Below are 13,637 nucleotides of genomic sequence, written 5' to 3'. Positions count from 1 at the left end.
GCTCCCTGATTTCATCGTCAGCCGAGATGTGTGCTAAAAAAGTTATAGCGTGCTTTTTGGTGGAATAGCCACATTGGCAAACACTAACCCTGCCACCAAAGACATAAAGATCAAAAAGGTCTGTGATCCTAGGTTGGGCACATTGACGATGGATTCACCTAATACCAAGCTGTTTAAGCTGATATAGGTTTTACTGCCGGGAACCAGCAATACGATACCTTGTAGTAACACCACAGAGGCAGGAGACTTGGTCCAACGTGCATAGAGGTTAGCATAAATCCCCACGACAAATGCTCCAATAAATGGGCCGAGGGCTTCGCCAAGATATAAGCTGCCTAAGAGGCTGGCGGCATAGGCAATAAAGCCCGCTAGAACTCCCCAAATAATGTCTTTTTTGCGCACCTTAAAGACCACGGCTAGGCCGGCTGACAGTAATAACACGCCCAGCCATTTTGCCCAAAATGGCATCACCTCAGGGCTTGGGTGCACTGCTTGCCCCCAGCAAATTGCCCCGATTGCCATCCCCAATACCGCGCCAAAATAGAGCTTAAACAACACCATGCTGGCATCCATTAAACGTGCTGTGCCGGATACTAATTCGCGCGATGCGAGTTCACTGAGCGCCATGGTAAGCGACAAACCAGGAATGAAAATGATGATGGCCGACAATACGGTGACAGAGATGTTTAGCTGACTTTCAAAGGTGGCAATGGCCATGGCCAAAAAGGCCGCTGAGAGGGCGACCAATGGCTCGAGTGAGTCGGAAATGCGACGAGAATGTTCCGCGCGAAGCACAAAAAAGTACACGACTAGGCTAAGTAGTGATGCCCACAGAGTGGTTGGCCAATTACTGGACATTAACATCGCAAAGGCACCGCCGCTGGCTGCATAGGCAAGGGCGACCCAAAACTGGTGATAAGGATTGGGCTTGTTTTGTATTTCTTTTAGGCGAATCAAGGCTTGGGTGAGGTTCATGTCGGTCGTTTGCACTTGTTGCACCAGATCATTGGTGCGAGCCAAGCTGCCTAAATCGATTTCACCGGGTTTTACACGCACTATGTGCGTGCTTTCAATCGGTTGGTCATCTGGGTTTTCGGTTGGTTGCCACAAAACAAAGGTCAGTGATGTGGGAGTGACTAGAAATGAGCCTTGCAGTCCCATGGTTTCTGACACACTTTTTAAATGTGCTTCTAAGCGATAAGCTGGGGTACCAAATTGGTGCAAGGCCTTACCCAGTTTAATAATAAACCGACACTTAATGTCGTAGGAGTTTTGGCTCATGATGTGAGGTAGACCTAATTGCGAATTCTGTATAGAGGGATTTTAGCCAGACTTTTATTTTAATAATACCGTAAATCGCGAAGGATTTACGCGGTTAATGATCGAGTGCAAAGCATGGCTTGGTTTAGGCTGCTAGTTTGTCCAGGTAAATGAAAAGGTGCCAACAAAGATGCGCAACAACCCCGCTAAGCTGATTTTTAGTTTACTGTTTAATCGCTCTGCCATGCTGTCGATGATAGTGCCCGCTCTGCTTTATATCTTAGTGTATCGATATGTCGGTTTGAGTGCGGCGGTATTAGTGACGGGATTTTATGGGCTCGGCATTAGTTTTGTTCTTAAGTCTCTGGGTTATATTGCGTTGGCTTTTGCCTTGTTTGGCTTACTGGAAGTGGTGATAGTGACCTTAGCACCCGCTGAATGGTTGGTGGATTTGGTGTATTTCAAGATGCTGCTCGGGGCATTGCAATCGATGCTCATCTTTGTGGTGTTTGCTTTGTTGGGTAAACCTATCCCACGTCTATTTGCAGAAGCGGGGCAGCCGGATTTGTTGGCTTGGCCGTTTAGCAAAACGGCCACTTATCGTCGAATTTGGCAGCAAGCGAGTGCGATTTGGGTGCTGGGATATGCTACTAAGGCATTGGTTTTATGGTTGTTATACCCTATGTCAGAAGCGACCGTTGCTACATTAAATGTGGCCTTGGGCTGGCCCATTCATGCTAGCTTATTGGTGTTAAGTGTGTTGTTTGTCCATCATCAGTTCGCTCGAGCAAATGTCAAAGTGGCGAATCATAGTCCATCGCAGTGACACCCTATTTCTCTCGTTAGGCTATAGTTAAAAGGTGAACGAAAAAGCACATAGGTGGTTAACATGGCTGATTTTGTCACCCAACTTAGACGCAAAGAAAAAGCAGAAGAAGATCGCTACTTTGCCAAGCGCGATCAGGAATTAATTGAGCGCTTTAAAGAGCGTCAACGTCATCTTGATGTACCCGAAGAGCCCATCCCCTTGGCGAATAACAATCTTGAGTATTAGTCATCTTGCTCTCATTCGCGTTCATTTGCCAAGCGAGGAGGGGTAAATTGGGCTCGGGCCTGAGCAACGGCTGCGCGACTATGGCAATCTAGGCTGTGATCGTTGATTAAGCCCATGGCCTGCATAAAGGCAAAGGCCGTAGTGGGGCCAACAAACTTCCAACCGCGTTGTTTTAATGCCTTAGCCAGCGCCACTGATTCCGGTGTGGTGGTGCGACTTTGAGGCGGGTATTGTTCGCTATTCTTTACCTCAAACTCCCAGAAAAACGCAGCGAGAGAGCCTGTTTCAGCCACCAAGTCCTTGGCGCATTTTGCATTATTTATCACGGCTTCAATTTTACCTCGATGGCGAACAATACCGGGATCGCCGAGTAAACGAGCGATATCGGCCTGATCAAATTGAGCCACGCGATGAAAATCAAACTGGGCAAAGGCGGCGCGAAAATTATCGCGTTTATTTAAAATAGTGCGCCAACTTAACCCCGACTGAAAGCTCTCCAAGCAAATCTTTTCGAACAAACGTTGGTCGTCGGCAACGGGAAAACCCCATTCCTGATCATGGTAGGGAATAAATTCGGCTACGCCTTCGCACCAGCTGCAACGAGGCAGGTTATCGGATTTGTGGTCGCTTTGGCTCATGATTTCACCTTTAAATGGGGTTGCATGTTTTGATTAAACCATAGCCTAAAAAACTCAATAAATTTAATGGTTTTTGCTGGGGTAAAAGCGCGCTCAGGGTAAACCGCATTAAGGTCTAATTGATTGGGTTGATATTGGGGCAATAGGACAACCAGCTGTGGGCTTTGTAATTGAATAAAGCTGGGCATAAAGGCGATACCTTGATGGGACTCGACCAAGTGTTTCACAAAATAGGTGCTGTTAACACGCACTGTGCGGTTGATCTCTACCTTGTCGACCCCTTTTTCGTGGCGAAAGCCCCACATGTTATTGCGCGAATAGGTATAACCAATACAGCGGTGCTGAGCTAATTCACTCGGATGTTGAGGATGGCCATATTTGGCTAAGTATTGCTGGGAAGCGAACAGTCGAATGGGAAAAGAGCCGATTTTCTTGCAGATCAGATTGGAGCTTGGCATATCGGAACTGGCGCGGATCGCTAAATCAAAGCCTTCTTCAACAAGGTCAATAAATCTGTCATCGAGCAAAATATCCAATTGGATATCAGGGTATTGCTGCATAAACTCGCTACACAGTTGCGCTGTGTTTTGCTCGCCTAAAATACTGGGGAAGCTCACCCTTAATCGACCTGTGGGGTGGCCTTGAAGCTGTGCGATTTCAGATTCTGCTAGGGCGACTTGGGTGAGGATTTGGCGGCACTGCTTGGCGTAATTATCCCCCAATTCGGTTAGGGCGATGGAGCGAGTGGTGCGCTGCAATAACTTAGCCCCGACTTGTTGCTCTAAAAAAGCCACTTGTTTGCTGATATGAGAAGGAGAAACGGCCATTTCGGCGGCGACCTTGGAAAAGCTTCCCGCCTCAAGCACCCTTAAAAAACACTGCATTGCTTGTAGTTTATCCATGGCATGGTGTCCTTTATTGCCCAGCTTGTCCGGTGATTGATGCACTACTTGTTCCATTTTGGAAAAAGTGAATGGTTAATATGCCTGTTTATTGCTCATGTAGGAACAAATAACATGGTTGCATCTTAACCAAAGCAGGGGATATCTCAATGAAAACAATTCAATTAACTCAATACGGCAAGGTTGAAATCGGTGTGCAAGGGCAAGAGGTGGCAATGCCAGTCGCAGCAGCTGATGAGATTGTGATTAAGGTAGCAGGCTCAAGCATTAACCCTGTGGACTGGAAGGTGGCTAATGGGGTGTTAAAGGAAGTTTTGCCGATCACGTTACCGGTAACCTTAGGTTGGGATGTGGCAGGTGAAGTAGTGGAAGTGGGCAAGGATGTGACGCAATTTACACGAGGCGATCGCGTTTATGGTATGCCAGAAATCGGTAAACACGGTGCTTTTGCCGAATATGTTGCTGTGCGCGCCGCTGACATGGCTCCTGCGCCAAGCTCTATTCCTCTATCACAGGCTGCGGCTTATCCATTGGCGGCGCAAACGGCGTGGCAGGCATTATTCAATGCCGGTCAACTCAACGCAGGGCAACGTGTGTTGATCCATGCTGGCGCGGGCGGTGTCGGCCATTTAGCCATTCAATTTGCAAAGGCCAAAGGGGCTTATGTCATCACCACCACATCGGCTAAAAATGTTGATTTTGTAAAACAATTGGGCGCTGATGAAGTGATTGACTATCAAAGCCAAGACTTTGCGCAAGCTTTAGAGGCAAGCTCGGTGGACTTGGTTTTTGATACCTTAGGAGGAGAGGTACAACAAGCTTCTGTTGAGGTGATTAAGCCACAAGGGCGATTAGTGACTATCGTAGGAATCGATCCAAAGGCAGAGACGTTAGCGAAAACAAAACAGGTTAACCCTGAGTTTTTATTTGTTCAGAGTGCGCCCGCTGATTTAGCGACCATAGCAAGCCTGATCGATAGCGGCACGGTAGAAGTCACTATCGCGCAAACCTTTCCCTTGGCTGATGTGCCACAGGCGCTGGCGTTAAGTGAAGCTGGACGAGTGCGTGGCAAGTTAGTGATTGAAGTTAATGCAGCTTAATTTGGTCATTCAAAAAACCGATATTCGCGTATCTTAAGGCTGCTTGTGTATTGTGATGGGTTATTGTGGCCCTAGCCGTTAATCGTTCGTTGGTTTGGTATATCATGATGGTGTAATGAATGAGGGAGCAGCACAATGACAAAAACACTGGTAATAACGGGCGCCAATCGTGGCATAGGGTTAGCGCTTGCTCAGCTTTATCAGCAAGCGGGTTGGCAGGTGATTGGAGTATGTCGCCAAAGCTCATCTGAGTTGGATGCCATTGCTACGCAGGTGATCACCAATATAGACGTCACCTCAGAGCAAGATGTGGCGCGCATGGCGGCGCAACTTAAGGGTCAATCAATCGATCTCTTGATTAATAATGCCGGTTTGTTGGCGGATGATGTGTTGGGAGATATTGATTTTGACAATATGCGCAGGCAAATGGAAATTAATGCCTATGCGCCATTGCGGGTGACGCAGGCGTTGTTGGACAAACTAGTTAAGGGTTCTAAGATTGGCAATATCACCAGCCGTATGGGCTCGATTGCCGATAATGATTCGGGTGGTCGATATGGCTATCGTGCGTCTAAAGCGGCCCTAAATGCCATCGGTAAATCCATGGCGCAGGACTTAAAACAGCAAGGCATTGCGGTGGCGCAATTACATCCCGGTTGGGTCAAAACTCGCATGGTTGGCTTTGGGGGCTTGATCAGTCCTGAGCAATCGGCATTGGGTTTGAAGCAGGTGTTGGACCAACTGACGTTAGCGAACAGCGGGGGATTTTGGCACACAAACGGTGAAGAGCTACCTTGGTAACAGTGCTACTAGTGATTCAATAAGGCGGCATAGGCCGCCCTAATATATTCCGTTACGGGAATTATTGTGCGCCTTTGACAAAGGCCACCGTCATTCCGATAAATATCATCCATGCAGCGAAGTAGATCATTGGTTTATCCTTCTTGCTCATTGGTGAGAGTCAATATAGCGCAAAGCCAATGAAATACTATCAGGGATAATATGTAGTCGCTCAGTAATGACTTTTTTTGCGATAAAAAGGGATAATTAATTGCTGAATTGCATGCCAACTATATGAATTGACATGACTTGGCGGGATGGTCAAATCGAGGTTAAATTTTAACCTAATTCCTTTATCGGCGATGACGTTATGCTGGGAACCCCAGTTGGTTGGCTATCGTTGCAACCAAATTATGCTGGGAACCCTAGTTGGTTGGCTATCGTTGCAATCAAATTATGCTGGGAACCCTAGTTGGTTGGCTATCGTTGCAACCAAATGAGCCAACCCCTTCTCATCCTCTACACTAAATCGATCTCGCTGTGGGCTATCGATATCCAGTACCGCGACCGTGCGACCGTTTACGTTAATGGGCAGCACGATTTCCGATTGGCTAGCGGCATCGCAGGCGATATGACCGGGAAAGGCGTGAACATCGGCAATGCGCTGGATGGAATTAGTGCTAAAGGCTTTACCGCAGACCCCTTTATCTAAATCGATGCGTACACAAGCCACCTTGCCCTGAAACGGGCCAAGTACCAGTTGATCTTGCTTTAACACGTAAAACCCAACCCAGTTAATATCGGCTAAATTCATGTTTAACAAAGCACTGATGTTGGCAAGGTTGGCGATCAGATCCGTTTCATCGGCGATAAGCGCTTGGGCTTGCTGGGCAAGTAGTGGGTAATCGGGTAACTGGGTCATGTTGCTTCCTTGGTGCAAATCGAGAGTTAGGCATTACAGCATAAAAGTGAGTACCCGGGTAGAAGCCGCCATTTTTGTGTAGGAGCCACAGATTTGTGGGAGCCCCAGTCATGGGGCGATTTTGGTTGTTGAATCGCACCATTTATCGCCGCATTACTGCGGCTCCTACACCTCTAGCTGTATGCTACTTGATATCGCTAACAAACTGATTGAGTTGCTTGAGAGAGCGGATCACATACAGCTTTTTCGCGGGTGTCATCGCGGTCAGGCGTTGTAAAAAGGCATCATTATAAAATTGTGGGCACAATTTCAGCACCTTATAACTGGTTAGAGTGCCTTTGATTACCGAGCTGCCATCGGGCCAGCCTTCAGGTTTAGTCCACAATCCTTTAAGCATACGCTTAGTGACCAGCCAGTAGCTTAAGGGATAGGGCAGATCGATATAAATTAGGGTGTCTGCCGCAGCAAGGCGCTGTTGAAACGAGGCCATAGGCCCAAAACCATCAATCAGCCAGCTGTCTTGGTCGATAATCGCCTGATGTTGGCTGTCATAAATGTCACGCGCAACACGCTCGCCATTGCTGGCGTACTCTATGCTGTCGAGTTGGAATAACTTAATGCCGGTAGCTGCGCTGAGCTGTTTACTTAAGGTGGACTTGCCACTACCTGGCTTACCAAAAACGGCGACTTTTTTCATAGCTTCTCCTGCTTGCGTTTGGGCCAGAAAGCAGGAAAACAAAACCCGCCTGCCGGCGGGTTTACTTTACACTCAGGTATAAGCAAGCCCACCATTCCGAAGAATAATGATAATGCTTAAAATTGAGGCAAAGCTGAATAGGTTCATGGCTTCATCTTGGCGCTCGCTTAGCGCGAAGTCAATGCCAAAACTTGATTAAAAAGTGATAAGCTGGCGCGTGTTTTTACAATTGTGCTAGAGGTAGCTTGTGCTTAAAGGGATCCACCACGTGGCGATTATTTGCTCCGACTATCAGCGTTCAAAAGCGTTTTATCATCAGGTGTTACAACTGCCCATCTTAGGCGAGTATTACCGCGCCGAGCGCCAATCCTATAAGTTGGATCTGCAGCTGCCCGATGGCAGTCAGTTAGAATTGTTTTCCTTTCCCAACCCGCCTGCTAGGCCGAGTCGACCCGAAGCCCAAGGGTTAAGGCATTTGGCATTTCGGGTGGATAGTGTGGAACAAACGGTGGCGTATTTGGCTGAACATAATATTATTGCCGAACCGATCCGCATTGATGAATACACCGGACGCGCATATACCTTTTTTCAAGATCCTGATGGCCTTCCGCTGGAATTGTATCAAGAGGGCGCCTAGCTCAAAGTTTAAAATCATGAGATAGGCGGTAAGCGAGTCGTTATTCAACCGTTGAATTACGCTCGGCGACTTGGTCACTAAAATATTGCACAAATTCTATTTCATGGCCGTCTGGGTCGATAAAGTAAACATTGCGACGAAATGGGTGACTGACACCAGGATTAGCGATAGCAAACCCGGCTGCGGTTAATCGTTGGATCATGCCTTCAATATCACTGGTTTCAAAGGCAAAGTGAGCTAACCCTACCTGATGACCAGCCAAGTCTCGGCCGTCGCTATCGCCGTTGTCGGCTAAGGCAATATAGATATTATCCGCACCAAAATGGAGCCAGTTTCTGGGTTTTCCACTCCACAGGGCTTGCCCTTGATCGCGAATCTTCCATTCAGGAAAGGCAACTTGGTAAAAGCTTAATGCACTTTTTAAATCGCGCACCACTAAATTGATATGTTCAAATCTGATCATGGCTCACCTCTTTTAGTAAAGTCTTTTGTTTATTTAATATTTACCTTAGCCAGCTTGATTTATTAAGTAAAGAAAAAACTTTACTTAATTTTGAGGCTACTCGATAATCACACCGTGAAAGGGAGGAAATCGTTTGAGTTCAGCAGCCAAAGCCAGTGACAAAATCATTCAATTGCTAAAGCAACATGGCGCCATGACAGCGAAGGCCTTGGCACAAGCCTTGGACATGACGACCATGGGCGCACGCCAGCATTTGCAATTATTAGAGCAGCAAGGCGACTTGGAGAGTTTTGATCAAAAGGCGCCAAGGGGGCGGCCAACGCGTTTTTGGCAGCTAACCGAGCAAGCACAGCGCCACTTTGAGGACCGCCATGAAGAGCTCACGGTGCAGCTGCTTATTTCAGTCAAGCAAGTGTTTGGCGAACAAGGGTTAGAGCAATTGATCGCGCAGCGCGAAGCCGATGCCATGGCGAATTATCAAGCTAAGTTATCAAGCATGGCTGCGTTACCTGAAAGGTTAGAAAAGCTTGCCCAAATACGCTCCAATGAAGGTTACATGGCCTGTGTTGAAAGCACGGCGCAAGGGTATTTACTGTTAGAAAATCACTGCCCGATCTGCGCCGCCGCGACAGCATGTGTGGGCTTTTGCCGCTCTGAACTGGCTATGTTTCAGGCCTTATTTGCCGATCTAGCTGAGGTTAGCCGTAGCGAGCATATTTTAGAGGGGGCAAGACGCTGTGCTTATCGATTCATTGCTCGAACAAACGAATAAGCCTTCCTCTTGAATGATGACAGTGGAGCTGCTGCGTTCAAAGGGTTGGCTCTCGTAGGAGTACCTGTCATGGTGCGATTTTGGGGGGGTGGATCTCAAAATTTATCGCCGCATGACTGCGGCTCCCACAAGGCCACAGAAACTTGGCGCTAGTCTTTGTTTGATAGGGTAAATTGCCCCAATAAGTTGGCAAGGCGCTCAGACAAGTCGGCCAGTGCTAGGCTGATTTCGCGGCTATGGCCGGCTGAGGTAGCGGTGTCTTTGGCGTGGCCAGAAATCTCTAATACTTGATGTTGTACTTGTTCGGTCACTTGGGCAGTTGATTGCGCTTGTTGTTTGATTTGATCGGCATGGAGCAAGATGTCACGCATGGCTTCTACCGCTGCGGTCATGGCGAGGGACAGTTGCTCGATATCATTGGCGCGTTGATGTGCCAAATCATTAACTTGGTCAACCGATTGCATCGACGCACTGCTACCTTGTTGAAATTCATCAATAATGGTTTCTATGTTAGCCGTAGCCTCACTGGTGCGGCTGGCCAGTGAGCGCACTTCTTCGGCGACCACCGCAAAGCCGCGGCCTTGTTCGCCGGCGCGAGCGGCTTCAATGGCGGCGTTGAGGGCGAGCAAGTTAGTTTGATCGGCAATGCCTTTGATCACCGCCAGTATGCTAGAAACCTGCGCGGTTTGCTGATTTAGTTGGCCAATACGTTGTTTCACACCATCAATCAGGGTGACTAAGCCATTGATTTCATCACTGGCAATATGGGCTTGTTTAGCGCTTTGCGCTATGGTGTCGCTGGTGTGGGTGATGATGGCGGCGGCTTGGCTTGAACTCTCGCTGGCGTGTTGCTGCTGAGTTTGCATCTCCTCGATATGACGCTGTACGGTTTGCGTTTCTTGCATCTGGTTGCTCGCCGAGGTGTCGTTACGGCTGGCCACTTGAGTGAGCTGGTGGGCAGAGTCTGACAGCTGGTTGGCGGTATGGTTAACTTGTTGCAAGCTTTGTTCGACATTGATTAAAAAGTGGTTGATGGCTGCGCCCATGCGGCCAATTTCATCTTGTTGCGTAAGCTGGGTGCGCAGGGTTAGGTTTTTTTCGGCGCTGACTTGGTTCATCACCTCAGCAATATGGCGGATTGGCTTAATGATGATTTTTTGGATCAAGTACATGGTGGCGATAAAGCCGATGATGGCGATCACCGTCATGATGATGGCGGCAATCCAAGAGCTTTGGCTGATGAGCTTGTTGGCATGGGCTAGGTTGTATTCAAGGCGGATCACGCCGAGAATGTCGCCTTCTTGGGCCATGTGACAACCTAAACAATCGGTGCCGCGATAGTCCTTGCTGGCGGTCATAGGCAGGGCAACGACGATACCTTGGCCCCAGCTCGCGTTGATATTTTCAATCACGGTTTCACCCGCAAGGGCACGGCGGTCGATGTCATCTTGAGGCGCTTGCTCTGCGCTGCCCGGCCCGTATAGTTTTTTGGTGGCTTCACTGCGCAGCACTCTCACTTGCTCGATATTATCTTGAGCCAGGGCTTTTTCCCTGAGTTTATGTTTTTGCGCCATGGTGCCCGTTAGCATCATCATGTTAAGGCTGTCGAAGTAGTTGCTGGCCTTATCCAGTAATTGTTCGCTCATTACCGTGTTAATAAGCTGATTTTCTTGACGTAGTTGATAGGTAGTGGACGAGATGAGCACTAACGCAAAGACACTGATCAAGGTAATGAGCAACTTAGTAGAGATGGACATGGTGTGACCTTATAACGGGTTAATCCTCGCCCTAAATAGGGCTAAATTAAAAATAGATGATAAATAGCGGGGATGGAGCGAGTAGGTAGAAAAATGTGAGCTGGCAGCGAGCTAACAATGAACTCGCAGTAAACCAGCAGTCAGTGGCGCGAACTAACTGCTATTGGTGTCGAAAAAACAGCCTTGCGGCTATTAATCCCTTTTACAGCCCCTTTCGAAAGGTTTCAACCGTCGACTTTTGCTGATTTTGGTAAGTCAGCTGAATGCTAATGGATTGGGTATCCGCGCTGGCCTTAAAATAGCTGGCAAAGTCGTCGGGCAGGCTAAAGGGATCTTGCAGATCACAAGGCGGCAGCTGGATTTGTTGGTCAAGCTGGTCACTGTTAATGGAATAGTGGACGGCACTGATGGCGCAGCGACTGCTGGCTAGTTGGCTAAAATAGACCAAGGTTTCACCGTCAAAATCGCGTAGTAGCAGCCAAGCATTTTTGGTCATTTCGAGCATTTGCTGTTGTGCCTGTGCGGCGTGTTGCTGGGCGTCAAAGTGATATTGATAAACTTGGCTGACATGACCACTGGCGTCGACCAGTTTGAATTGGATTGCCTGCGGTGACTGAATGTTTTTCGCCAAGGTGATGGAGGTGTTGGGGACCAAGAGGCCGGTTTCGGGATCGCGCCAATGGCCTTGCCCCGTGCTCTGAAACTCGCTCATCTCTGCGGTTTTGTAGAGGATTTGTTGCGGCGTGTCTAGGTATTGCAGCTCCAGTTGAAAGCCCAGATTACTTAAGCTGGGGGTAAAGGTAAGGGTTTGCTTAAGGCCAGTTTCAGAGCGGGTTTCGGCGAGCTTAAAGCGGCTTAAGGCATCGTCGAGATGGCGATTAAACTGCTCTTGGTCGAGGTAATATTTTAGCCATTGGCCTTGCTCGTTAAGGCTAATGACCTGTTCTAAATATTGTTTTTCCAGCAGCTTATGTTCGCTGGTTTGACGGCCTAACAGGGCGCTGGAATGGAGCCGTGATAATTCATACCAAGCTGGGGTAAAGTTTGGCTGGGCCGCGACAATCTCTTTTAGCGCAGCTTGGCGCTGCCCAGTTTCAAACAGCATGGCTTTAGCAAAGTCGACGGTGGCACTGGTTTGGTGCTGAAACTGCTCATTGTATATTTCCCGGGCGCCGGCAAAGCCTTCTTGGATTTTTAAGAAGGCTTGGTAGCGTAAATGGGGGTCGATATAGTCTTGCTGGTATTGAAAATAGGCAAGATAAGCTTGTCTGGCTTGGCGGTAGTCGCCCTTGATTTCGTAAAGGCGTGCGTTTTGGTAATAATCACTGGCCGATGTTGGCTGGGCAATCAGGGCAAGCTCTTGTTTACCTTCAACAAGTTTGGCGATGTTTTGATTTAACTTGGCGATTTCTTGCGCCGTGGTTTGGGTGTGCTGAGCAATTTGCTCATTGCTGGTGGCGATGGCTTTGGTTTGTTGATCAATCTGAGTCAAGGATTGCTGCATGATGCCCAAGTGCGCTTGTAATTTGGCCACCGCTTCGATTTGGCTGGCGAGTAAACCGTTGGGTTGCTCCGGGCCTTGGCAGTAATAGATGGTGCCGTTGATACCTGCAGACACCGTAAAGAACAAAATAGCGCCCGCCAAGTGATCGCGCCAAGGGGCTTTGACTAACGCTGTGCCCAGTAACAGTAATAATGCCCCTAATGAAGCAAAGTATAGATACTGCGCGAAGGGAGCAATGGGCTCCATCACATCTGCTACTGTGCCCATGGTGCCTGACGCTGCACTGAACGCAGGCAAGGTTTTTTTGCCTTTCTCACGAACATACTGATTGATTACTTTGAACATGCTGGGCCACTGACTCATTGATTAACGGACTTATTAACTCGACACTATAACAAATGGGTTATGTTAGCTGTTCTCGAAAACTAAATAAAAACTGAAATGAAGAGATTTGATCCAGCTAGCGTATCATAGTAATGAGGATCACTTTTTGGGGAGTACAGATGGCAGTAACAATAAATTTGGACGCTTACCAAGGCATCATTTTTGATATGGATGGCACCTTAGTTGATTCGATGAAATTGCATTTAAAGGCGTGGCAGTTAACGGCGCAGCGTTTTGGTTTTGCCTATGATGAGGCTTGGTTACATAGCCATGGCGGTACGCCAACCTATGGCATTGCCGAGTTAATCAATCAATATCAGCAGCGTAGCTTTGACCCCTTTGAGCTGGTGATGAGCAAACGCAATTATTTTGATGAAATCCGCCATCAGGTTGAAGTGATCCCTTCCACTTTCAGCTTGTTACAGCAATATCAAGGGCAAAAGCGTTTTGCCATCGGCACGGGGGCAGATGCTAAAACCACCGACTTTATTCTTGATGCCTTAGCACTGCGTTCGCTGCTCGATGCGGTGGTGTGTGCCAATGATGTCACCAAGCATAAACCTGAGCCCGATACCTTTTTGTTGGCGGCGCAGCAGTTGGGCTTAGCGCCCGCGCAATGTGTGGTGTTTGAAGACACCAAAACAGGGTTAGCTGCCGCGCAGGCCGCAGGGATGGATTGCTTTTTGGTCGTGAATGGCGAGATCAGCCAATTTGTCGCTAGGCCGTGATTGGCTTTGCTTAAGGTATGTTGTGTCCCTTGGCGTGTG

Annotated in this window: 15 protein-coding genes; 7 read left to right on the top strand and 8 right to left on the bottom strand. The window is 48.2% G+C overall.

What is annotated here, in order from left to right; translation table 11 throughout:
- Window positions 1-42 precede the first annotated feature (42 nt).
- Window positions 43-1,281, bottom strand: a complete 1,239-nt coding sequence (locus tag K6Y21_RS15835; RefSeq protein ID WP_233072859.1) for a threonine/serine exporter family protein — start codon at window positions 1,279-1,281, stop codon at window positions 43-45.
- A gap of 169 nt (window positions 1,282-1,450) precedes the next feature.
- Here K6Y21_RS15835 and K6Y21_RS15830 point away from each other — a divergent pair, with 169 nt between their 5' ends.
- Together K6Y21_RS15830 and K6Y21_RS15825 are read left to right on the top strand one after the other, a co-directional pair.
- Window positions 1,451-2,086, top strand: a complete 636-nt coding sequence (locus tag K6Y21_RS15830) for a hypothetical protein (protein WP_233072858.1) — start codon at window positions 1,451-1,453, stop codon at window positions 2,084-2,086.
- Window positions 2,087-2,149: 63 nt separating this feature from the next.
- Window positions 2,150-2,314 carry a hypothetical protein gene (locus tag K6Y21_RS15825; protein WP_233072857.1) on the top strand — a complete coding sequence of 55 codons (165 nt, stop codon included), beginning with the start codon at window positions 2,150-2,152 and terminating at the stop codon, window positions 2,312-2,314.
- A gap of 11 nt (window positions 2,315-2,325) precedes the next feature.
- On the opposite strand, the gene K6Y21_RS15820 is transcribed toward K6Y21_RS15825, so the two are convergent.
- Both K6Y21_RS15820 and K6Y21_RS15815 read right to left on the bottom strand, forming a co-directional pair.
- Window positions 2,326-2,952, bottom strand: coding sequence for a DNA-3-methyladenine glycosylase I (locus K6Y21_RS15820; protein WP_233072856.1), 627 nt, complete (start codon window positions 2,950-2,952; stop codon window positions 2,326-2,328).
- Entirely contained in the window at window positions 2,949-3,854 is a 906-nt protein-coding gene (locus tag K6Y21_RS15815; RefSeq protein ID WP_233072855.1) for a LysR family transcriptional regulator, read from the bottom strand. The genes K6Y21_RS15820 and K6Y21_RS15815 overlap by 4 nt, the downstream gene beginning before the upstream one ends.
- Before the next feature lie 149 nt (window positions 3,855-4,003).
- Here K6Y21_RS15815 and K6Y21_RS15810 point away from each other — a divergent pair, with 149 nt between their 5' ends.
- Both K6Y21_RS15810 and K6Y21_RS15805 read left to right on the top strand, forming a co-directional pair.
- Window positions 4,004-4,954 carry an NADP-dependent oxidoreductase gene (locus K6Y21_RS15810; protein WP_233072854.1) on the top strand — a complete coding sequence of 317 codons (951 nt, stop codon included), beginning with the start codon at window positions 4,004-4,006 and terminating at the stop codon, window positions 4,952-4,954.
- 135 nt (window positions 4,955-5,089) lie between these two features.
- The gene (locus K6Y21_RS15805; protein WP_233072853.1) at window positions 5,090-5,755 is read left to right on the top strand and encodes an SDR family oxidoreductase; all 666 of its coding nucleotides are present in this window, start codon (window positions 5,090-5,092) and stop codon (window positions 5,753-5,755) included.
- Window positions 5,756-6,188: 433 nt separating this feature from the next.
- Here K6Y21_RS15805 and K6Y21_RS15800 read toward each other — a convergent pair whose 3' ends face one another.
- Window positions 6,189-6,656, bottom strand: a complete 468-nt coding sequence (locus K6Y21_RS15800; RefSeq protein WP_233072852.1) for a GAF domain-containing protein — start codon at window positions 6,654-6,656, stop codon at window positions 6,189-6,191.
- A gap of 184 nt (window positions 6,657-6,840) precedes the next feature.
- Window positions 6,841-7,353: a P-loop NTPase family protein gene (locus tag K6Y21_RS15795; RefSeq protein WP_233072851.1), complete on the bottom strand. Its 513-nt coding sequence runs from the start codon at window positions 7,351-7,353 to the stop codon at window positions 6,841-6,843.
- A gap of 247 nt (window positions 7,354-7,600) precedes the next feature.
- Between K6Y21_RS15795 and gloA2 the strand changes: the two genes are divergently transcribed.
- The gene (gene gloA2, locus K6Y21_RS15790; protein ID WP_233072850.1) at window positions 7,601-7,990 is read left to right on the top strand and encodes an SMU1112c/YaeR family gloxylase I-like metalloprotein; all 390 of its coding nucleotides are present in this window, start codon (window positions 7,601-7,603) and stop codon (window positions 7,988-7,990) included.
- Between the two features lie 40 nt (window positions 7,991-8,030).
- On the opposite strand, the gene K6Y21_RS15785 is transcribed toward gloA2, so the two are convergent.
- Entirely contained in the window at window positions 8,031-8,453 is a 423-nt protein-coding gene (locus tag K6Y21_RS15785; RefSeq protein ID WP_233072849.1) for a VOC family protein, read from the bottom strand.
- Between the two features lie 193 nt (window positions 8,454-8,646).
- Here K6Y21_RS15785 and K6Y21_RS15780 point away from each other — a divergent pair, with 193 nt between their 5' ends.
- The gene (locus K6Y21_RS15780) at window positions 8,647-9,225 is read left to right on the top strand and encodes a helix-turn-helix transcriptional regulator (RefSeq protein ID WP_233072925.1); all 579 of its coding nucleotides are present in this window, start codon (window positions 8,647-8,649) and stop codon (window positions 9,223-9,225) included.
- Between the two features lie 149 nt (window positions 9,226-9,374).
- Here K6Y21_RS15780 and K6Y21_RS15775 read toward each other — a convergent pair whose 3' ends face one another.
- A complete protein-coding gene (locus tag K6Y21_RS15775; protein ID WP_233072848.1) occupies window positions 9,375-10,982 on the bottom strand; it encodes a methyl-accepting chemotaxis protein in 1,608 nt (535 codons plus the stop codon).
- 202 nt (window positions 10,983-11,184) lie between these two features.
- Window positions 11,185-12,831 carry a tetratricopeptide repeat protein gene (locus tag K6Y21_RS15770; RefSeq protein ID WP_233072847.1) on the bottom strand — a complete coding sequence of 549 codons (1,647 nt, stop codon included), beginning with the start codon at window positions 12,829-12,831 and terminating at the stop codon, window positions 11,185-11,187.
- Between the two features lie 158 nt (window positions 12,832-12,989).
- Here K6Y21_RS15770 and K6Y21_RS15765 point away from each other — a divergent pair, with 158 nt between their 5' ends.
- Entirely contained in the window at window positions 12,990-13,598 is a 609-nt protein-coding gene (locus tag K6Y21_RS15765) for an HAD family hydrolase (RefSeq protein WP_233072846.1), read from the top strand.
- Window positions 13,599-13,637: the final 39 nt, after the last annotated feature.

The sequence above is a fragment of the Motilimonas eburnea genome (genome assembly GCF_021295345.1).
Lineage (GTDB): Bacteria > Pseudomonadota > Gammaproteobacteria > Enterobacterales > CBDFNC01 > Motilimonas > Motilimonas eburnea.
Note: the sequence above shows the minus strand (reverse complement) of the source record. Positions and strands in the feature narration are given on the sequence as shown.